16 protein-coding genes are annotated in these 19,060 nt (G+C 59.8%); 3 read left to right on the plus strand and 13 right to left on the minus strand.

Annotated elements, in window-relative coordinates:
• Positions 1-38: 38 nt before the first annotated feature.
• Positions 39-1,523 carry an ABC transporter substrate-binding protein gene (locus B0E33_RS02435; RefSeq protein WP_077290326.1) on the minus strand — a complete coding sequence of 495 codons (1,485 nt, stop codon included), beginning with the start codon at positions 1,521-1,523 and terminating at the stop codon, positions 39-41.
• On the minus strand, positions 1,510-2,835 hold the full coding sequence (locus B0E33_RS02440) for an acetylornithine deacetylase/succinyl-diaminopimelate desuccinylase family protein (protein WP_022997676.1): 1,326 nt from the start codon (positions 2,833-2,835) through the stop codon (positions 1,510-1,512). The genes B0E33_RS02435 and B0E33_RS02440 overlap by 14 nt, the downstream gene beginning before the upstream one ends.
• A gap of 86 nt (positions 2,836-2,921) precedes the next feature.
• Between B0E33_RS02440 and B0E33_RS31335 the strand changes: the two genes are divergently transcribed.
• Positions 2,922-3,461 carry a PAS and helix-turn-helix domain-containing protein gene (locus B0E33_RS31335; RefSeq protein ID WP_077290327.1) on the plus strand — a complete coding sequence of 180 codons (540 nt, stop codon included), beginning with the start codon at positions 2,922-2,924 and terminating at the stop codon, positions 3,459-3,461.
• A 22-nt stretch (positions 3,462-3,483) separates the two neighbouring features.
• Here the strand turns inward: B0E33_RS31335 and B0E33_RS02450 are convergent, their stop codons facing one another.
• The 4 genes from B0E33_RS02450 to B0E33_RS02465 all read right to left on the minus strand — a co-directional run bounded on the left by B0E33_RS02450 (position 3,484) and on the right by B0E33_RS02465 (position 7,887).
• Positions 3,484-4,635 carry an ABC transporter permease gene (locus tag B0E33_RS02450; protein ID WP_022997678.1) on the minus strand — a complete coding sequence of 384 codons (1,152 nt, stop codon included), beginning with the start codon at positions 4,633-4,635 and terminating at the stop codon, positions 3,484-3,486.
• Positions 4,632-5,555, minus strand: coding sequence for an ABC transporter permease (locus tag B0E33_RS02455; RefSeq protein ID WP_077290328.1), 924 nt, complete (start codon positions 5,553-5,555; stop codon positions 4,632-4,634). The genes B0E33_RS02450 and B0E33_RS02455 overlap by 4 nt, the downstream gene beginning before the upstream one ends.
• A 2-nt stretch (positions 5,556-5,557) precedes the next feature.
• Positions 5,558-6,646 carry an ABC transporter ATP-binding protein gene (locus B0E33_RS02460; protein WP_075281981.1) on the minus strand — a complete coding sequence of 363 codons (1,089 nt, stop codon included), beginning with the start codon at positions 6,644-6,646 and terminating at the stop codon, positions 5,558-5,560.
• 101 nt (positions 6,647-6,747) lie between these two features.
• Entirely contained in the window at positions 6,748-7,887 is a 1,140-nt protein-coding gene (locus tag B0E33_RS02465; protein WP_075282063.1) for an ABC transporter substrate-binding protein, read from the minus strand.
• A 261-nt stretch (positions 7,888-8,148) separates the two neighbouring features.
• Between B0E33_RS02465 and pdxR the strand changes: the two genes are divergently transcribed.
• The gene (gene pdxR, locus B0E33_RS02470) at positions 8,149-9,630 is read left to right on the plus strand and encodes a MocR-like pyridoxine biosynthesis transcription factor PdxR (protein ID WP_022997682.1); all 1,482 of its coding nucleotides are present in this window, start codon (positions 8,149-8,151) and stop codon (positions 9,628-9,630) included.
• A gap of 40 nt (positions 9,631-9,670) precedes the next feature.
• Here pdxR and aptA read toward each other — a convergent pair whose 3' ends face one another.
• On the minus strand, positions 9,671-11,014 hold the full coding sequence (gene aptA, locus B0E33_RS02475; protein WP_201030410.1) for an omega-aminotransferase AptA: 1,344 nt from the start codon (positions 11,012-11,014) through the stop codon (positions 9,671-9,673).
• A gap of 159 nt (positions 11,015-11,173) precedes the next feature.
• On the opposite strand from aptA, the gene B0E33_RS02480 reads away from it, so the two are divergent.
• The gene (locus B0E33_RS02480; RefSeq protein WP_055659098.1) at positions 11,174-11,923 is read left to right on the plus strand and encodes an SDR family NAD(P)-dependent oxidoreductase; all 750 of its coding nucleotides are present in this window, start codon (positions 11,174-11,176) and stop codon (positions 11,921-11,923) included.
• A gap of 279 nt (positions 11,924-12,202) precedes the next feature.
• On the opposite strand, the gene B0E33_RS02485 is transcribed toward B0E33_RS02480, so the two are convergent.
• The 6 genes from B0E33_RS02485 to B0E33_RS02510 form a co-directional block, all read right to left on the minus strand.
• A complete protein-coding gene (locus B0E33_RS02485; protein ID WP_062489284.1) occupies positions 12,203-13,057 on the minus strand; it encodes a fumarylacetoacetate hydrolase family protein in 855 nt (284 codons plus the stop codon).
• Between the two features lie 77 nt (positions 13,058-13,134).
• On the minus strand, positions 13,135-14,079 hold the full coding sequence (locus B0E33_RS02490) for an ABC transporter substrate-binding protein (protein WP_055659094.1): 945 nt from the start codon (positions 14,077-14,079) through the stop codon (positions 13,135-13,137).
• 75 nt (positions 14,080-14,154) lie between these two features.
• Complete coding sequence (locus B0E33_RS02495; protein ID WP_077290329.1) at positions 14,155-15,159, minus strand: ABC transporter permease; 1,005 nt, start codon at positions 15,157-15,159, stop codon at positions 14,155-14,157.
• Positions 15,156-16,682, minus strand: a complete 1,527-nt coding sequence (locus B0E33_RS02500) for a sugar ABC transporter ATP-binding protein (protein WP_077290330.1) — start codon at positions 16,680-16,682, stop codon at positions 15,156-15,158. Before B0E33_RS02500 ends, B0E33_RS02495 begins: the two co-directional genes overlap by 4 nt.
• 36 nt (positions 16,683-16,718) lie before the next feature.
• Entirely contained in the window at positions 16,719-17,474 is a 756-nt protein-coding gene (locus B0E33_RS02505) for an SDR family oxidoreductase (protein WP_208997827.1), read from the minus strand.
• 45 nt (positions 17,475-17,519) lie between these two features.
• Positions 17,520-19,046 carry a UxaA family hydrolase gene (locus B0E33_RS02510; protein WP_077290332.1) on the minus strand — a complete coding sequence of 509 codons (1,527 nt, stop codon included), beginning with the start codon at positions 19,044-19,046 and terminating at the stop codon, positions 17,520-17,522.
• Positions 19,047-19,060: the final 14 nt, after the last annotated feature.

Below are 19,060 nucleotides of genomic sequence, written 5' to 3' on the forward strand. Positions count from 1 at the left end.
CCGCACACCGGGCGCGAGCATCCGCTTTGCGGTATGGGTCAGTCTTCCCAATAGACCGCCGTCAGATCCGTTGCCTGGGTCGGCTGGTTTTCCCAGAGCCCCTTGATCTTGGCGTCGGCGATTGTTGGGAATGCGAGCTGGAACAGGTAGGTGTTGACGTAGTCCCTCGAGATGGTCTCCTGAGCCTGTTTCAGAAGGTCGGAGCGTTTTGCCGGATCGTTCTCCGCAGTCAGATCGGCAATGAGCTTCTGGAAGTCCGCATTGTCATACTGGAAATAGTAATCCGGCCGGGCATAGATGCCGATATCCATCGGCTCGGTATGGCTGACGATTGTCAGGCCGAAATCCTTGCCCTTGAAGACCTGCTCAAGCCACTGCGCCCATTCCAGGTTGGTGATTTCCGTTTCGATACCGACGGCGCGTAGTTGTGCGGCGATGATCTCCCCGCCCCGGCGAGCATAGGATGGCGGCGGCAGCTTGAGTGTGGTGGTGAAACCATCCGCATAGCCGGCTTCGGCCAGCAGCTTCTTGGCGAGGTCCGGATCGTACTGGCTGCTCCCCGTCAGATCCACGTAATCAGGGTTATGCGGCGCAAAATGCGTGCCGATCGGCGTGCCGTAACCGAACATCGCGCCATCGATGATCGCCTGCCGGTCAACCGCGTGGGCAATCGCTTCGCGCACCTTGATGTTGTCCAGCGGCGGCAGCTTGTTGTTGGCTGCAAGAATGGTCTCGCCTTCGGTAGAGCCGACCAGCACCTGGAAGCGGGCGTCGGCCTCGAACTGCGGCAGGTTTTCCGGCGCCGGAAAACCGACGAAGGCGTTGACGTCTTCCGCCATCACGGCCGCGAAGGCAGCCGTCGGATCGGAAATGAACTTGAAGGTGACCTTGTCGAGCTTGGCCGGTTCACCCCAGTAGTCGGCGTTCTTTTCCAGATCGATCCGGTCGCCCTGTACCCAGTCGGTGAACTTGAACGCGCCCGTTCCAACCGGCTTGCTCTTGATATCGCCAATGGATTCCGGAGCGACAATAACCGCATCGCCCCAGGCCATGTTGAACAGGAAACTGCCGTTCGGCTCCTTGAGCGTTACCTTCACGGTCAGCGGATCAACCACTTCCACGCTCTCGATACCGGCAAACAGCGCTTTCTGGGCGTTCTGACTGTCGTCTGCGCGGGCACGATCGAGACTGAACTTGACGTCGTCCGCCGTCAGATCGGATCCATCGTGAAATTTCACGCCGTCGTGCAACTTGAAGGTATAGGTCTTGCCGTCCTCGGAAATCTCCCAGCTTTCGGCCAGCCCGGGATTGACCGAACCATCCGGACCGAAGCGGGTCAGGCCTTCGAAGACGTTGGAGTAAAGGACAGAATCAATCGCGCCTGCAGCGGCACCAGTCGGGTCCAGATGTGGCGGTTCCAGTTGCATGGCAACCACGATATCGCTCTTTGCATGGGCCATTCCCATGCTCGCTGCCAGTGCCAAAGCACTGACCAGACCCAATCCAAACTTACGCAAACGCATGACTTCCCCCTTTATTGAGGCTGCTTTCGCAAGGCCTTGCCAACAGCTCGATCAGCGAACGGCCCATGACCTTCGCAGAATCGAGCATGTCATCCACTCCCACATATTCGTCCGGTTTATGTGCCAGATCCAGAATGCCCGGGCCATAGGCGATACAATTTTTCAGTTTGCCGATACGATCGATATGCTTCTGGTCGTAGGTACCCGGGCTGACGACATATTCAGCTTCACGGCCCATGGTTTCGGCAATGGCCTTGGCGACGGTCCGCACGACGGGTGCATCCTTTTCCGTCATGGTGGGCAGCACCCTGTGCAGTTCCCGCAAGTCGTAGCGGAACTTGTCGCGCCGTCCTTCAACCGTCTTCAGAACTTCCAGGACTTCCGCCTGCACGTCGTCGATATTTTCTTCCAGCAGGAACCGGCGGTCGATCACCATCCGGCAACTGTCCGGCACGCAGGGGCTCGGAAGACCGGTAAAGTCCGCATCGCCTTCCGATTGACCACCGTGGATGGAATTGATGTTGAGTGTCGACTGTTTCGCGCCTTCCGGCACCACCGGCATTTCGGTGCGCTTTTGCGCGAGCGCCGGAAACAGGCTCTGCTCCATCTCGTCGATCACCGCTCCCATGTGCCGGACAGCACAATCTCCGAGGAACGGCATCGAGCCATGAGCGATCTCTCCGAATGTCTCCAGCTCGGCCCACCACACTCCTCGGTGTCCGAGGCAGATCCGGTCCTTGTTCAGCGGCTCGGGAATGATGACGTGCTGAACCCGATCCGGACTGAAATAGCCCTTGCCTGCAAGATAGGCGACGCCGCCGTAGCCACCCGATTCCTCGTCGGCCGTTCCGCTGATCTCGATAGCTCCGGCAAAGTCTGGACAGACTGCAAGGAAAGCCTCGGCTGCAACGATGCTGGCGGCAAGGCCGCCCTTCATGTCGCAGGCGCCGCGGCCGTAAATCTTGCCGTCGACAAGTTCCCCGCCGAACGGATCCTTTGTCCAGCCGTGGCCGACGTCGACAACGTCGATATGACTGTTGAAATGCACGCATTCGCCCGGCCGGTCGCCATCCCGGCGCGCGACGATGTTCCAGCGCGGATATTTGTCGCTGTCGCCGGGCGTTCCATGCGCCCGGATCAGTTCGATGTCGAAGCCGGACCTGGACAGACGCTTCTGCAGATAATCGCAGATATCGCGGTAGTTCTCGCCGGGCGGGTTGAGCGTAGGAATGCGCAGGAGGTCCTGGGTCAACGCGATCAGATCCTCGCGCCTTCCGTCGATCTCCCTGATCAGGTCGTCTGCTAGCGCCATCCCGTCTCAGCCTCCCCTTGGTAAAAGCAACGAGAACTATGCTACCGTCAAACTACGGTGCCAATACCGTAGGAACACGGTGAAACATGACAGACCTCGACCAACTGGCCTTCGAAAACGCGCCCATGGGTTTGGCGCTGACCGAAAACCGGATCATTCGTGCCTGCAATCAGACATTCGTTGAAATGTTCGGGTTCAAGAAGTCTCAGCTGATCGGGCAGAGTTTCCGGCTGCTCTACGGCACGGATCAGGAATTTCACCAGATCCGCGACATTGGCCTGGAGCCCTTGCGCCGGTCCCTGCCCTATACGGACGAGCGGTTGATGCGCCGGTCTGATGGAACGCCTATCTGGTGCCGGTTCCGGGCAAGAACCCTGACGCCGGAAACACCGCTGGCGCGGATCGTCCTGAGTTTCGCCCTGATCGACAATGCTGCCGCCGGGCCGAAGCTGACACCGCGCGAACGCGATGTCCTGCTGCTTCTTTCCCAAGGGCAGACCAGCAAGGAGATGGGCCGCATTCTGGGACTCTCGCCCAGAACCGTCGAAGACGTGCGCGCGCGGCTCCTGAAAAAGTTTCAGGTCAAAAGCGTTGCCGTGCTGCTGTCCCGGCTTTCCGGACAATAGACGGCACGCATCTGTTCGCTTGTTACTCGCCTGGTTTCAAACCATTGGGCTTGAAGGCCCCGCCGAAGGGCGACGGATTGGCTTTCACCGGCGCTTCAACCGGCGCCGTGGACGCAGGTGCCTGGTTCTGCTGTTGCGCTTCCATCTTCCGGCGCTGTTCCTCCAGAAGTTCCTGCTGACGAGCGCGCTTGTCATCGAGGATCTGCTGTTTGCAAACGCCAGCATCGTGCTGCGAACCCTGATAGGTGGCAAAGCCTGCAACACCCAGAAGGATCACGAAGATCGTCAGCGGGTGGACCAGTGTCCGCAGAACCGGATTGCCGTAAATGCGGGAACGCGCAGCAGTGCCGGTCCGCATCACTTCCTTCCGACGCATGTGGGCTTCGTGGACCACCGCCCCGATCAGCGTGATGCCGATGATGATGACCGCGAGCGCCGACAAGGAAGGGTCTGTCCCATGACGGACCTTGGAAGCCAGTGCCGTGGTGAATGTATTGCCGGAGAGGATCGTGAAGACGGTGGTGTTGTAGTTCTCGAAGGATGCCAGGAAGGTCAGGAAGGCGGCAGAGCCGATGGCCGGCCACAGGAACGGCAACAGGATCTTGCGGAAAGCCTGTCCCGGCGTCGCGCCGAGATCGAGCGCGGCTTCCGTAAGGATCGGATCGAAGCGCTGCAGTCTTGCGAGAAACACCAGCATCGCATAGGCGGAAATGAAGGTGACCTGACCGGCAAGGGTCAGAAACATGCCGTTGTAGAAGATCGAACCGTAGTCCGCCCCGACGGACCTGCCGAAGGCGCCCCAGAAGACAATGGTCGAGATGCCGAGAACGACGCCCGGAATGAGGATAGGCGTGATCAGCACCGTGTAGAGCGCCGCCCGCAGACGCGGTCCGAGTTCCGAGAGTGCAAGCGCTCCCGCCAGCCCGATCGGCACGGCAATGACCACCACACTGATGGCGATCACCAAGCTGTTGGCCAGCCCGCTCATAAGACGGTCATTGGCGAAGAGGACACCAAACCAATCCGTCGTGAAGCATTCCCATGGCGTGATCCGCGGGAAGGAGGATGAATTGAACGCCGTGATCACCATGATGATCAGCGGCCCGAACAGGAAGGTGAAGAAAAGCAGAGAGAAGCCTGCCGCGACCACGCCGCCGCCTGTGCCCCGGTTCATCGGCCGATCTCCCCGATGGAGACCTTGAAGATCCGCATCAGCATCATGACGAAGGAGATGCAGACAATCAGCAGGATCACCGCATAGGCCGAACCGCGTTGCCAGTTGGCGCTCTCGTTGAACCACTGGTAGATGAGCTGGGTGAACCAGAGATTGGAAGGACCGCCGAGGATCTGGGGGGCTGCAAGCGCACCTGCCGTCAGCATGAACACCATGGTTGCCCCGGAGGCGATGCCCGGCTTGGCAACCGGCAGCACCACCCGCCAATGCACCCGCCACCAGCTGGCACCCATGTCCCTTGCCGCTTCGATCTGGTTGCGGTCGAGCGCCTCGACGGCATTGAAGATCGGGAAAACCATCAGGAGGATGTAGGCATAGGTCAGCCCGGAATAGAGCGCGACGTCAGCCCGGATGAAATCGACAGGCTGATCCCACAACCCCACCGACATGCCGATGCCGTTGATGAGGCCTGTTGAGCCGAACAGGACACGGAAGGCGAAGGCACGCAGGATCTCATTGACCCAGAAAGGCACGATCAGGCCGATGACCATCATCCGCGCCGCCACGCCAGTGGCCGAATGAGCGAGAATGAAGGCGATCGGGTAGCAAAGCAGAATGTCGATACAGGTGACGAACACCGCCGCGATCAGGGTCTTGAACAGGATACCGATATCGAGCGTGTTGACCGTGCCGTCATTGCCTTGGAAAAAATATGAGTAGTTTTCAAGAGTGTAGACATCTTGCGGTCCACCGACATCAGCTGCCGGCAGGTTGAACCGGAAGGAATAGTCGAGCATTGCCACCTGCGGCAGCGTGATCAGGCAGATGACCCAGAACAGGACCGCCACGGCGACGAACGATGCAGCGCCAAGACCATGTTTGCCGGAAATTTCCCTGAATACGTTTTGAAGCGCTTTCATCCTCACGCTCCCGCAAGTGCGCCATGCGGCAGGACAATTGCCTGCTCAGGCGTGAAGCCGAGCGATACAGCACCACCGGAGAGATTGTCCGGCGCTCCGCCAAGGTTGACCCGGGTGAGCCGAAGCTGGACACCGTTCGCTTCCAGGAACATCTGCCGCGAATTGCCTTCGAACTCTTCCTTCACCCAGTTTGCTGTCAGGCTGTTGGTGGCGCCATCACCAAGGCTCAGTTGCTCAGGCCGAATGAACAGGATGCAGTCTTCGCCCGCCTTGTATTGGCGCCCGCCTGCTGCCCTTCCCTGCAGGCGGCCGAGTGGCGTTTCAACGGAAACCAACGCTTCCGACTGCTGGGCAACCTTGCCTTCGATGGCATTGGTCTCGCCCACGAATGAGGCGACAAACGAAGTCTTCGGCCGATTGTAGATGGTTTCAGGCGGGTCGACCTGCTCGATAACGCCGGAGTTCATGACCGCGACACGGTCCGACATCGTCAGGGCCTCACCCTGATCGTGGGTGATATAGATGAAGGTCAGTCCGACGCGCTGCTGGATCGCGCGCAATTCGGTGCGCATGTGATGGCGCAGCTTCAGATCGAGCGCGGACAGCGGCTCATCAAGAAGCAGAATATCCGGCTCGACCGCCAGCGCACGGGCAATCGCCACGCGCTGTCGCTGACCGCCGGAAAGTTCGTGCACCTTTTTGTCGCCGACACCGGGAAGCGCGATCATGTCCAGAAGTTCGTCTGCCCGCTTGCGCCGGTCCTTGCGGCCGATGCCCCGGACCTCCAGCGGAAAGGCGATGTTGTCGGCAACGCTCATCAGCGGAAAGAGAGCAAGGTTCTGGAAGATCAGCGCCGTCGGGCGCTTGTTCGGGCCAATGCCCTTCATGTCCTGCCCGCCGATCAGCACCCTGCCTTCGGACGGGTCGGAGAAGCCGGAAATACACCGCAGCAAGGTGGTCTTGCCGCAGCCGGACGGCCCCAGGAAGGAGAAGAACTCACCGCCCTTGATGACGAGATGTGCATTGTCGACCGCGGTATAGGCCCCAAAACGAATGGAAACGTGATCCAGAACAATATCTTTTGTGGCCATGGCGCTCTCAGAAGGACGGCGGGAAAGGGAGACGGAAAAAGGGTGGCCGGGCGCCGGACGCATTGCGCCCGGCACCCGCCATTGAGAAAGCCGGAGAGGCCTTAAGCGGACAGGAACTTGTTGGTGTATTCGGTCCGCTTTTCCGAGTACCAGGGGGCTTCCGCCGGCCAGGCGTTCAGGTTGTCCAGCGCCTCGCCCGGATAAGCATCGGCAAAGTTCTTGGCATAGATTTCGCCGCCAAATTCGGCCGCGCCGATTACCGGTGAATTGTAGCCGTGGGTCTTGATTGCTTCGCCGGCGAGCTTGGCGTCATAAGCCGTCTCGATGAAGGCGTAGATCTGGTCGATGTTCTTCGCACCGGTCGGCATGGCTAGCCCATCAACCCAGGCCATCGCACCTTCCTTCGGCGCCCGGTACATGACCGGCTCACCAGCCGTTTTCAGGGCAAGCGGAGGTCCGTCCCAGGTCTGGCCGACGATCACGCCTTCGTTTAGGAGACCGTTCTTCTGGGTATCCGCATCGTTCCAGATCAGCTTGATGTTCGGCTTCTTGGCGATGGCGGCCTCAACGACCTTGGTCCAGACCTCGTCCATCTTTTCCGGGCTCTCGTAAGCAGCCCACATGGAACCCGGCTCCAGTTCGCCGCGACCTTCAAGGCCGAGACCGAGGCCAAGCAGCATGGAATGTCCACGCCCCATTGTCTTGCCGGCGTTGGCTTCATCCCAGACATCGTAATAGCTCGGGAATTCGCCTCCGGGAACAAAGGCGTCCGTCCGCCAGGCAATGCCTTCAGTGCCCCAGATATGCGGCAGCCAGAAGACGCCCTTGCCGTCGAAGTTCCAGTGGGTTTCGCCAAGCGCCATGGAGGGGTTGACCTTGTCGAGCGCGACCTTCGACATGTCGAACGGCTGCAACAGGCCAAGTTCTGCCCACAGAAGGTTGCGGTTCACGGTCGGTGAAACGATGTCGAAGCCTTCGCCGTTGGTGGCCTTCAGCTTGTTGATGATCTCTTCATTGGAACCGATGCCGGTGAAGTTGATCTTGATGCCGGTCTTGTCCGTGAAGCCGTTGACGAAGCTTTCCGGCAGATAGTCCGACCACATCATGATGTTGATTTCACCGGACGAGGCCAGCACGCTGGAGCTGACGATTGCCGGCATGGACAGCCCTGCGCCTGCCGCGGCTGCGGTTTTCAGGAAATCGCGCCGCGTTGCGGATGCTCCCTTTTTAAAACTGATCATGACTTCCCCTTCACTGTTGGTCTCACCAAACTGTTCCTCGTTCTGGCGCGTTACAGGCCGCATTTTTTTGGAAAGGGTCGCATTGCCCGGACGATCCTGCGCCGCGTTGCAAGAAAGGATATTGCGGTGCAATATTCACCCTTAGAGCCAGAGAGTGAAAACTATGGAGCCAGAGGAATTGCCGGGCTTTGCAGGTTCGGGAAACAACTTCAAACTGCCGCCCTCGGGCCAACCGAATTCAGGGACGACCAAAAAGTTCAAATGCTTGCGACCTATTTCGACACGCCCTTCGATCCGGGCAGACGATTGCAGCACCAGATTCAGGAACGGCTTATCGAGGCCATTCTGGACGGCGTGTGGCCCCTGCACGAACCGCTGCCGGCAACCCGTGTCTTTTCCAGCGAGATAAAGGTTTCCAGAAACACGGTCGCCATCGTCTATGAGAGACTGGTTGAGGACGGTTATCTGAAGTCGGTCAGCCGGCGCGGGTATTTCATCAACGAACGGCACATCCGCGAACAGCTCAACATCCGGGTGGATGATCACGCCAAGGACATCCTGCCCACTGCGGAGCACCCGTTCAATCCGCAAGCCTTTCTGACCTACAGCTACGCGGCCCAGGAAAACATTTCAAAACCGGCCGACTGGCAGTCCTATCCCTACCCTTTCATCTATGGCCAACTTGCTCCGGACAAGACATCCGTCGCGCGCTGGCGCGATTGTGTCCGGTTGGCAGGCACTGCCCAGCACGCCCCGACCTGGATCGGCGATCTGGTCGATCAGGACGACCCGATGCTGGTCAACCAGATCATCCGCCGGATGCTGCCGCAAAGGGGCTTCCGGGCAGAGCCGGACGAGATTCTGGTAACCGTCGGCGCCCAGAATGCCCTCTTCCTGGTGGCACAGCTCTTTTGCCGGCCCGGGGTCAGGACGGACATGGAAGAGCCCGGCTATGTGGACACCCGCAACATCTTCCAATCCTTTGGGGCAGAGCTGAAGTATCACCCGGTCGATTCAAACGGCATGCGGGTTGGAGACGAGCTGAAGGGTGCACGACTTGTTTACGTGACACCTGGCCATCAGTCCCCAACCAACGTCACCATGTCGATGGAGCGGCGTCTGCGGCTGCTGGCCCATGCTGAAACACATGATTTCATCGTCCTGGAAGACGACTATGAGCATGAGCTGAATTTCATCGGCGCACAGAAACCGTCCTTGCGCAGTTTCGACCGCACCGGACGTGTCATCCACGTTGCCAGTCTTTCCAAGGCCCTGTTTCCGGGATTGCGGCTCGGTTTCATCGCTGCGGACAGGCGCATTATCAGAGAGCTTCGGGCACTCAGACGCTTGATGTATCGGCACCCCTCAGCGCTCGACCAGCGGGCGATGGCGATCTTTCTGTCCGAGGGCCATTACGATTCCCATATCAGACGTCAGCGAAAGGTGCTGTCGCAGAAATGGAAGAAGATCTTCAGGCTCATCGAAACGCATTTGCCGACCTGCCAGGCAACGGTCACGACGGGTGGGTCAGGCGTGTGGATCAGGCTACCGGAGAGTATCCGCGCTGCGGAACTGCAATCGAGAGCCGCGCGGCAAGGTCTGCTGATCGAGGCAGGAGACGACCGGTATTTCTCCCCGAATAGTCCTCGAAACCGGATCCGCCTGGGCTTCGGTGCAATTGCTGAAGAAAAGATGGAGCCGGGAATCAAGCTGCTCGGACAACTTCTAGCGGACAGCAGGTAGCGACCCCGGCTCAAAGCCGGGATACCCCGCGACCGGCAGCTTACAGCTCTGCCTTGCCCAAGACCTTCTGGAGGACATCGATCATCATCGAGAGATCTTCTTCCGATGTAGTGAGTGCCGGGGCGAAGATCAGCGCATCGCCGGTTGCTTTGACATGCAGGCCTTCGTCGAACAGCTTCCGCTGCACCAGAGATCCCTTTGCTCCGGGCGTTTCGCCCGGTGTCAGCTGAATACCGGACATCATGCCGTGACCACGCAAATCGTGGACATGTGGCAGATTGCGAAGGCTGAAAACACCATCGAGGAAAGTGGAGGAGAGGCTTGCCGCCCGCTCGAAAAGACCTTCGGTCTTGTAGATGCCAAGTGTTGCCAAAGCTGCGGCGCAGGCAACCGGGTGGGCGGAATAGGTGTAACCGTGCATGAGTTCCGGCCGATCTGCGGTGATGGAATCAATGACGGCCTTCTGGATTTCCGTCTTTACCGCGACAGCGCTCATGGGGATCGCGCCGTTGGTAATCGCCTTCGCCATCGTCATGACATCCGGTGTGACACCGAATTCCTGTGCCGCGAAGGCTGAGCCCGTCCGGCCAAAACCTGTGATGACTTCGTCAAACACGAGCAGAATGCCGTATTTATCGGCGATCTCGCGCAGCTTCTGCAAGTACCCGACGGGCGGCACGATAGTGCCGATAGAACCCGCAATCGGCTCGACGAAGACCGCGGCGATGGTCTCGCCACCGTAGGTCTTGCAGATCTCTTCCAGATCTTCGGCAATCCACGCTCCGTCTTGCGGTTGCCCCCTCGTGAAGCGCTGATCCTCGTTCCAGGTGTGGCGCATATGGACGACGTCACAGGTAACGCCGGAAAAGTCCCGCCGGTTGTTGACCATGCCCGCCAGCGACGTGCCGCCAAGGTTGACCCCGTGATAGGCCCAGGCCCGCGAAACAAAACGGGTGCGCTGAGGCTCGCCTTTGGCCTTGTGATAGGCAAGGCAGATCTTGATGGCGGAATCGACGGCTTCAGACCCGGAAGACCCGAAAAAGATGCGGTCGAGACCTTCCGGCAGAATTCCGCTGAGCGCTTCGGCAAGTTCGAAGGAAATCGGCGCCGCGCGCTGGAAGTGCGGGGAATAATCCAGAACCTGAAGCTGCTTGTAGACGGCTTCGGCAATCTCCTTGCGGCCATGCCCCGCTGCACAGGTGAACAGGCCTGAAGATCCGTCCAGGATTTCCCGCCCCTCGGGCGTCCAATACCGCACGCCCTCCGCCCGCGCGAACATCTGCGGTTCCTTGTGGAAGAGACGGTTGTTGGTGAACGGAAGCCAGTGGTGATCCATGTTGATCGGCATCTGGGTCATGGCGCAGGGTCCTTCAGATCGGAGCATTCCCATCACTCCTAGGACCAGTCGCAAACCCGCCGTAGAGCCAGCGCTTGAATTCATAGGAGCCAGAGGCCCAAAGCCCGCTTTTGGCGTTGTGCTGGCGAGGTAGCTGCCTATGGTCCGGTCAAGCGACTGTTTCAGATACTTCGGAAAGGCAGGCTCATGAGCGGCACAATCCTCATTACCGGAACGACCTCCGGCTTCGGTCAGGCGATGGCCCGGCTGTTCGTGCAAAACGGATGGAAGGTTATCGGTACCGGCCGGCGCGCGGATCGGCTGGAAAAGCTGAAGACGGATCTCGGCGAGGCATTTCACGCGCTTGTCTTCGACATCATGGACGAAGCTGCAACAACTGCGGCCCTCGCCAGCCTTCCGGAGGACTTTCAGGAGATCGACATCCTCGTCAACAATGCCGGCCTTGCCCTCGGCACGGCTTCGGCACCGGCGACGAAACTCTCCGACTGGAAGACCATGATCGATACCAACATCACCGGTCTCGTCACCATCACCGACCAGCTTCTGCCGAAACTGATCGAGCGCAAGGGCATGGTCGTGAACATCTCCTCCATTGCTGCCAACTGGCCCTATCCGGGCGGAAACGTCTATGCGGGAACCAAGGCGTTCCTGCGCCAGTTCTCGCTTGGCCTGCGGTCGGATCTTCACGGCAAGGGGGTGCGGGTTACCTCCATCGAACCGGGCCTATGCGAAAGCGAATTCACGCTGGTGCGAACCGGTGGCAACCAGGAAAGCTACGATGCTCTATATGGCGGCGCCAACGCGATCCAGCCGGAAGATATCGCCAGCACGGTCTATTGGGTCGCGACACAGCCCCCGCATCTCAACATCAACTCGCTGGAACTGATGCCCGTCAGCCAGTCCTGGGCCGGCTGGCAGATCGCCAGAGAGGGCTGAGGTAAACCTGTGGCGGCGCTGCTCGTCCACGGACAAAGCGGATTTCTATCAATCTGTCCACATGCGCCTGGGCATCCCTGCGATGGCAGGGATCCAGTAATCGCATGAAGTCGCATCTGCCCCTCACCAGCCACATAGAATACTGGATCCCGGTCTTGACGCTGACGCGACAAACCGGGACGACAAGCAGGAGATGCCGCGCGTCCCTTCCTCAAAAACGTCAACGGCCGAACGCTTCTCCGCGTCCGGCCGTGACTGTTCATACAAGATCCCGAACGATCAGGCCTTGGTCACCTTCTGGGTCTGGCTGCCCAGCTTGTCGATGCCAAGCGTCATGACTTCACCGCCCTTCAGGTAGACCGGCGGCTTCTGCCCCATGCCAACACCCGGAGGCGTGCCGGTGGAGATGACGTCGCCAGGCTGCAGGCTCATGAAGCGGCTGAGATAGGAGATCAGGAACGGTACCCGGTAGACCATCGTCTTGGTGGAGCCGTTCTGGTAGCGCTTGCCGTCCACTTCCAGCCACATGCCGAGATCATCAAAGTCGCCGACTTCATCCGGCGTTACCAGCCAGGGGCCGATCGGGCCGAAGGTATCGCAACCCTTGCCCTTGTCCCAGGTGCCGGACCGTTCGATCTGGAATTCGCGTTCGGAGACATCGTTGATCACGCAGAAACCGGCGACATGGCTCATCGCATCGGCTTCCTCGATATAGGCACCGCCCTTGCCGATAACGACGCCGAGTTCAACTTCCCAGTCGGTTTTCTGCGAGCCGCGCGGGATCTTGACGTCGTCGTCCGGACCGACAATGGCCGAGGTCCACTTGTTGAAGACCACCGGTTCCGGCGGCACATCCATGCCGGATTCGGCAGCGTGGTCGGCATAGTTGAGGCCGATACAGATGAACTTGCCGATATTGCCGACGCAAGGCCCGACGCGCAGATCCTGCTGTGGAGCGCCCTCCACCAGTGGCAGCGAAGCGACGTCGAGCCCCTGCAGGCGTTGAATGCTTTCAGGCAGGAGAGCATCGCCGGCGATATCCGCGACAACGGAAGAAAGATCACGAACGCGGTTGTCGGCATCGAGAACACCGGGTTTTTCCTGTCCCGGAGCGCCAAATCTCAGCAATTTCATAAAGGATCGTCCTTGAGTGGTTGGAGCCCGGCTGCGCGTGCAACCGGGCTCGATGGGGTTGGTTACGACAAAATCGATCAGTCGTACAAGACAGCAGCGATCTTCGGATCGTCAATGTTGGATTTGTCGTAGTAGTAGAAGCCGGTGTCGATATGCGCCGGAACTTCCTTGCCCTGCGATGCTTCGAGAGCTGCTTTCACGGTCTCGTAGCCGATGCCGACCGGGTTCTGGGTGATCGCACCGGCCATGACGCCGTTGCGGATCGCATCCTTCTGGGCCTTGCCACTGTCGTAGCCGATGATGACCACATCGGTCTTGCCCATTTCAGAGACACCGTTGACCACACCAAGGGCAGACCCTTCGTTGGCACCGAAGATGCCCTTCAGATCCGGATTGGCTGTCAGGATGGCCTTGGTGAGTTCTGTCGACTTCAGATGGTCACCGCCGCCATATTGAACGGTGACGACTTCGATATCCGGATGATTTGCCTTCATCTGGTTGACGAAACCGTCGACACGGTCGATGCCGGTCCGGCTGGTCTGGTCATGTGCCACAACGGCAACCTGGCCAGCTCCGCCGATCAGCTCTGCCATCTTGTCGGCAGCCAGTGCTGCTGCAGCAATGTTGTCGGTTGAAGCCGTCGACACCGGAATATCGCTGTCGACACCACTGTCGAACGCGATGACCGGGATGCCCTTTTCCTGAGCCTGCTTCAGAAGCGGAATGGCGGCCTGACTGTCGAGAGCGGCAAAGCCGATTGCCGTCGGGTTCTTGGCAAGGGCAGCGGCCAGCATGTCGATCTGGCGGTCGACCATGGTCTCGTTGTCCGGGCCTTCAAAGGTGATGGTGACACCCAGCTCCGAGGCGGCCTGATCGGCTCCAGCCTTCACGGCCTGCCAGAACTGGTGCTGGAAACCCTTGGAGATGAGCGGAATGTAGGTTTCCTGGGCGAAGGCAAAGTTCCCGGAAAGCATCAGGGCAGCGGCACTTGCAGCTCCGATAAGAGTACGTCTGTTCAGCATATTCCTCTCCTGTGGTTGGGTTGGACGGAAGGTCCGGTACCGGGGTGTGACCACCCTCTTGTGTATTGATGAAACTCAGGCTTTGCGCCTGCGCACCATGTCCGCGTAAACGGCCAGGATGATGATTGCGCCGGTCACCACCGTCTGCCACTCCTGGGCGACGGACAGGACCCGCAAACCGTTGGTCAGGACGGCCATGATCAGGGCCCCGATCAGGGTCCCGAGAACCGTTCCGCGCCCACCGGAAAGCGACGTGCCACCGATTACGACGGCCGCGATGGCTTCCAGCTCGTAGCCGAGCCCCAGCGCCGGCTGGGCGGAGTTCAGGCGCGAGGCGATCAGGATCCCGGCAATGCCGCAGATCGCACCGGCCAGCGCATAGACCGACATCTTCCAGAAATCGGTGTTGACGCCGGACAGGCGAACCGCCTCTTCGTTGGAGCCCAGCGCGAAAGTATAACGGCCAAGAACCGTACGGCCGAGAATGTAGGACGCAGCCCCGGCCACCAGGAACAGGATCAGAACCCCGTTCGGGATCGGCAGAGCCGGGAAAATGTCGCCTATCAGCGAGCCACGGGAAATCAGGTCGAAGCCGGGCGTGTCGTTGAAATAGATCGGCCGGGTTCCGGAAATCACCAGCGAAAGGCCTTTCAGGATCAGCATCATGCCGAGGGTCGCGATGAACGGCGGGATTTTCATCTTGGCGATGAAGGTGCCCGAACACAGGCCGCAGAGCGCACCGGTCGCGATGGCGGCAACCACACCGAGCGGCAGCGGCATGCCGAGATTGGTCAGAACGACGCCTGCGATGACCGCGCAGAACGTCATCAAGGTTCCGACGGAAAGATCGATCCCGCCGGTGATGATCACCAGGGTTGCCGCAACAGCCAAGACGCCATTGACCGAGGTCGCCTGCAGGATCGCGATCATGTTGGAGGTTTGCATGAAGTTGGGTGAAGCGATCGAGAAACCGATCAGCAGAAGAACCAGGCTGGCGAAGGCCAGCAGCTTCTGGTGCGCCCCTGTCTCGATCAGACGTGCAACGAGCGACGGCGAGGAGGACGGGTTGACGGCGGTCATTGCTGGTATCCTTCTGGCTGCATGGATGGCGCCCGAAGCGTCGCCAGATGCATGATGTCTTCCTGCGTTGTGGCTTCACCGCCCGGCAGGATGCCGGTGAGACGGCCTTCGCACATGACGGCAATGCGATGACTGAGGCGCATGATCTCCGGCAATTCCGAGGAGATGACGATGATCGCCCTGCCCTCGTTGGCCAGTGCCTTCAGCAGTTTGTAGATTTCCGACTTGGCACCGACATCGATGCCGCGGGTCGGCTCATCGAAGATCAGGATGTCGCAATCCCGGTAGAGCCACTTGGCGATGACGACCTTCTGCTGGTTGCCACCGGAAAGCAGGCGGACTTCCTGCCGGTCGGACGGCGTGCGGATTTCCAGTTTGGCGATATAGTCCTGCGCCGTCTTGCGCATGGCATCGTCATTCAGGACGCCAAACCGGCTGGAAAAACGATCGAGGCTGGCCAGCGCCACGTTGGTCCGAACATCCATGCCGGTGGCCAGACCGAAATGCTTGCGATCTTCCGAAAGGTATCCGATGCCCGCCTTCACGGCGTCGGAAGGTTTCGATATCGAACGGGGCTTGCCGTGAACCCGGATCTCGCCGCTGTCGCGCGGATCAGCTCCGAAAATCGCCCGTGCCACTTCCGTCCGCCCGGCCCCCATCAAGCCGGCAAAGCCGAGGATCTCGCCTTTCTTGACGGAAAAGCTGACGTCGCGGATCTCGCGCCCCCTGTTCAACCCGCGTATGTCCAGCATCGTCTCGGCGTCGGACAGATCGGGGATGACGATGGCCTCGCTGGTCAGCTCTCGGCCCACCATCATGGAGATGATCTTGGAAACAGGCGTCTGCGCTGCATCAACGGTGCCGACATAGGAGCCGTCACGCATGACCGTCACCCGGTCGGCGATCTGTTTCAGCTCGTCCATCTTGTGGCTGATGTAGATGATGCCCACGCCATCGGCCTTCAGCCGGCGGATGATGGTGAAGAGCTCGGCGATTTCCGCATCATTCAGGGCGGCGGTCGGCTCGTCCATGATGAGGACGCGTGACCGGTAGGACAACGCCTTGGCGATCTCGACCATCTGCTGACGGGCGATGGTAAGTTCACCGACGATCGTCTTCGGGTTCATCTTCAGGTTCATCGACTTGAAGATCTCGAGCGCCCGGGCGTTGAGCGCCGCCTCGTCCAGACGGCCGAAACGCTTGCGCGGTTCCCGGCCGATAAAGATGTTCTGCGCGACCGTCAGATCATTCATCAGGCTGAGTTCCTGATGAATGATACCGATGCCCAGCGCCTGGGCGGCCCGTGGACCATCGATCTCCACTGCCTGACCGTTGACCAGCAGCTCGCCGCCGTCCCTGGGGTAAATTCCGGACAGGATCTTCATCAGCGTCGACTTGCCGGCGCCGTTTTCGCCCATCAGGGCATGCACTTCGCCGCTGTTCAGGTCGAAGCTGACATTCTTGAGGGCGTGCACACCGGGGAAGCGTTTTTCGATCCCCGTCATCCTCACCAGATTTGTCATGCGCGATCCTCCCAAACCGCGACAAAGGAGCCACCGTCAGATGGTGACACCTCCATCGACCAGAAGTGCCTGCCCGGAAACGAACCGGCTTTCGTCGGACAACAGGTAGACGATCATCGGCGTCATATCGTCGACGGTTGCCAGACGGCCCATGGGCTGCCGGGCGATGAAATTCTTTTCCGCTTCCACCGGGTCGGGTGCAGAAGCAATGCGGCCGCGCAAGGACGGAGTATCGACAGTGCCCGGGCATAGCGCGTTGCAGCGGATGCCTTCCTTGACGAAATCCGCTGCGACGCCCTTTGTGAGGCCAATTACGGCTGCCTTGGTGGCGCCGTAAGCAGTGCGCATCGGAAAGCCTTTGATGGACGATGCCATCGACGACATGTTCAGGATCGATGCCGTGCCGGTTACCTTGGCGCGTTCGCGCATGCCCGGCAGGAAAGCTTGCGTCATCCGGTACATGGAGGTGACGTTCAGCTCGAAGCTGAAGGCCCAGTCATCTTCGGTGATATCGAGGACAGAGCCGTTGTGAACGAAGCCCGCACAGTTGAAGAGCCCATCGAGCGCCGGCAGTTTTTTTGCCAGGGCGTCAACGGCTGCGCGATCACAGACATCCAGTTTGTGGATCTCGATACCGGGGCATTCGCCGGGGAGCGTCGACAGCGTTTCCTCGTTGATGTCCGCAGCGTAGACCTTTGCGCCTTCCCTGGCGCAGGCAATCGCGCTTGCATGGCCGATACCCTGCCCGGCTGCCGTCACCAATATTGTTTTATCTTTCAAGCGCACTGAAATCCTCCCGAAAGTCCGCGCATCGTCACAACGTTCTGCCGGATGCGGCTACATCACCGCACCGATCTGCCACGGCACGAACTCCACTCCGCCGAAGCCGAGTTCCTCGCTCTTCGATTGTTTTCCGGAGGCAACGGCGATGATCATTTCGAAGATCTCCTCGCCCTTGGCTTCCAGACTGACATTGTCGGAGATCACGTCACCGCAATTGATGTCCATGTCTTCCGACATCCGGCCATACATCTCGCTGTTTGTGGCGAGCTTGATGCAAGGGGTCGGCATGTAACCGGACACCGAGCCGCGCCCCGTGGTGAAGACGATGATATTGGCGCCTGAGGCGATCTGACCGGTCACCGAACACGGATCGAAGCCTGGGCTGTCCATGAAGACGAACCCCTTCTTGTCGACGGGTTCGCCAAACTTGTAGACGTCCACAAGGGGGGCTGAGCCTCCCTTGGCCGCCGCACCAAGAGACTTTTCCAGGATTGTGGTCAATCCGCCGCGCTTGTTGCCGGGCGACGGATTGTTGTCCATCTCGCCGCCATTGCGGGCTGTGTAGTCTTCCCACCAGCGCACACGCTCGATCAGCTTCTTGCCGACATCGACGGAAACCGCCCGGCGGGTCAGAAGGTGCTCCGCGCCGTAGATCTCCGACGTTTCGGACAGGATCGTGGTACCGCCATGGCGGACCAGAAGATCGGAGGCAATCCCGAGTGCCGGATTGGCAGTGATGCCGGAATATCCGTCCGAGCCGCCGCACTGCATTCCGACGGTGATTTCGGAAATCGGCACCGGCGTGCGCTCGGCCTTGTTGGCAAGTTCGGCAAGCGCCCGCAACTCTTTCAGCCCGGCTTCAATGGTCTTGCGCGTGCCGCCGGTCTGCTGAATGGTCATGTAGCGCAAATCGCCGTCAGGGCGGATCTTGCGGTCACCGACGAGATCGGCAATCTGCATGACCTCGCAGCCAAGACCGATCAGCAGGATGGCTGCGAAATTCGGATGCTGAGCATAACCGGACAGGGTCCGGAACAGCGTTGCGTAACCTTCGTCCTTGCCAGACATGCCGCAGCCGGTTCCGTGAACGATTGGCACGATGCCGTCTACATTCGGAAACTCGTCCAGCAGACCGGACTTCTCGGCAGCTTCCGCGATGAATTTTGCAACAGACCCCGAGCAGTTCACCGAGGTCAGAATGCCGATGTAATTGCGCGTTCCTGCTCGCCCCGTTTGCCGGCGGTAGCCGAGAAAGGTGCGCTCTTGCGTTGCGGGCTCAAGCGGGATCGAGGCTTCGGCGTGCTGATAGTCCTGGCTGTGATCGCCCATGCCAAGGTTATGAACATGGACATGCTCCCCCGGCTTGATCTCTGCCTTCGCCTGCCCGATGATTTGACCGTACCGAATGACGTTTTCGCCAGCGGAGATCGGCTTGCGGGCAATCTTGTGGCCACGCATGACCTGCCCGGGTAGCGGACAGTCAACATGGGCAACGCTTGCGCCGGCCGCAATATCCTGAAGGGCGATGACCACATTGTCATCGGCATTCAGAAGGATCGAATTGGCATGAGGCTGCAACACGTCTCTCTCCCCGC

Source organism: Roseibium algicola, assembly GCF_001999245.1.
Classification (GTDB): Bacteria; Pseudomonadota; Alphaproteobacteria; order Rhizobiales; family Stappiaceae; genus Roseibium; species Roseibium algicola.

What these genes read in the sequence shown, in the direction of transcription:
- B0E33_RS02435 (WP_077290326.1), bottom strand. Translation starts at nt 1,523, where the DNA reads ATGCGTTTGCGTAAGTTTGGATTGGGTCTGGTCAGTGCTTTGGCACTG.
- B0E33_RS02440 (WP_022997676.1), bottom strand. Translation starts at nt 2,835, where the DNA reads ATGGCGCTAGCAGACGACCTGATCAGGGAGATCGACGGAAGGCGCGAG.
- B0E33_RS31335 (WP_077290327.1), top strand. Translation starts at nt 2,922, where the DNA reads ATGACAGACCTCGACCAACTGGCCTTCGAAAACGCGCCCATGGGTTTG.
- B0E33_RS02450 (WP_022997678.1), bottom strand. Translation starts at nt 4,635, where the DNA reads ATGAACCGGGGCACAGGCGGCGGCGTGGTCGCGGCAGGCTTCTCTCTG.
- B0E33_RS02455 (WP_077290328.1), bottom strand. Translation starts at nt 5,555, where the DNA reads ATGAAAGCGCTTCAAAACGTATTCAGGGAAATTTCCGGCAAACATGGT.
- B0E33_RS02460 (WP_075281981.1), bottom strand. Translation starts at nt 6,646, where the DNA reads ATGGCCACAAAAGATATTGTTCTGGATCACGTTTCCATTCGTTTTGGG.
- B0E33_RS02465 (WP_075282063.1), bottom strand. Translation starts at nt 7,887, where the DNA reads ATGATCAGTTTTAAAAAGGGAGCATCCGCAACGCGGCGCGATTTCCTG.
- pdxR (WP_022997682.1), top strand. Translation starts at nt 8,149, where the DNA reads ATGCTTGCGACCTATTTCGACACGCCCTTCGATCCGGGCAGACGATTG.
- aptA (WP_201030410.1), bottom strand. Translation starts at nt 11,014, where the DNA reads ATGCTCCGATCTGAAGGACCCTGCGCCATGACCCAGATGCCGATCAAC.
- B0E33_RS02480 (WP_055659098.1), top strand. Translation starts at nt 11,174, where the DNA reads ATGAGCGGCACAATCCTCATTACCGGAACGACCTCCGGCTTCGGTCAG.
- B0E33_RS02485 (WP_062489284.1), bottom strand. Translation starts at nt 13,057, where the DNA reads ATGAAATTGCTGAGATTTGGCGCTCCGGGACAGGAAAAACCCGGTGTT.
- B0E33_RS02490 (WP_055659094.1), bottom strand. Translation starts at nt 14,079, where the DNA reads ATGCTGAACAGACGTACTCTTATCGGAGCTGCAAGTGCCGCTGCCCTG.
- B0E33_RS02495 (WP_077290329.1), bottom strand. Translation starts at nt 15,159, where the DNA reads ATGACCGCCGTCAACCCGTCCTCCTCGCCGTCGCTCGTTGCACGTCTG.
- B0E33_RS02500 (WP_077290330.1), bottom strand. Translation starts at nt 16,682, where the DNA reads ATGACAAATCTGGTGAGGATGACGGGGATCGAAAAACGCTTCCCCGGT.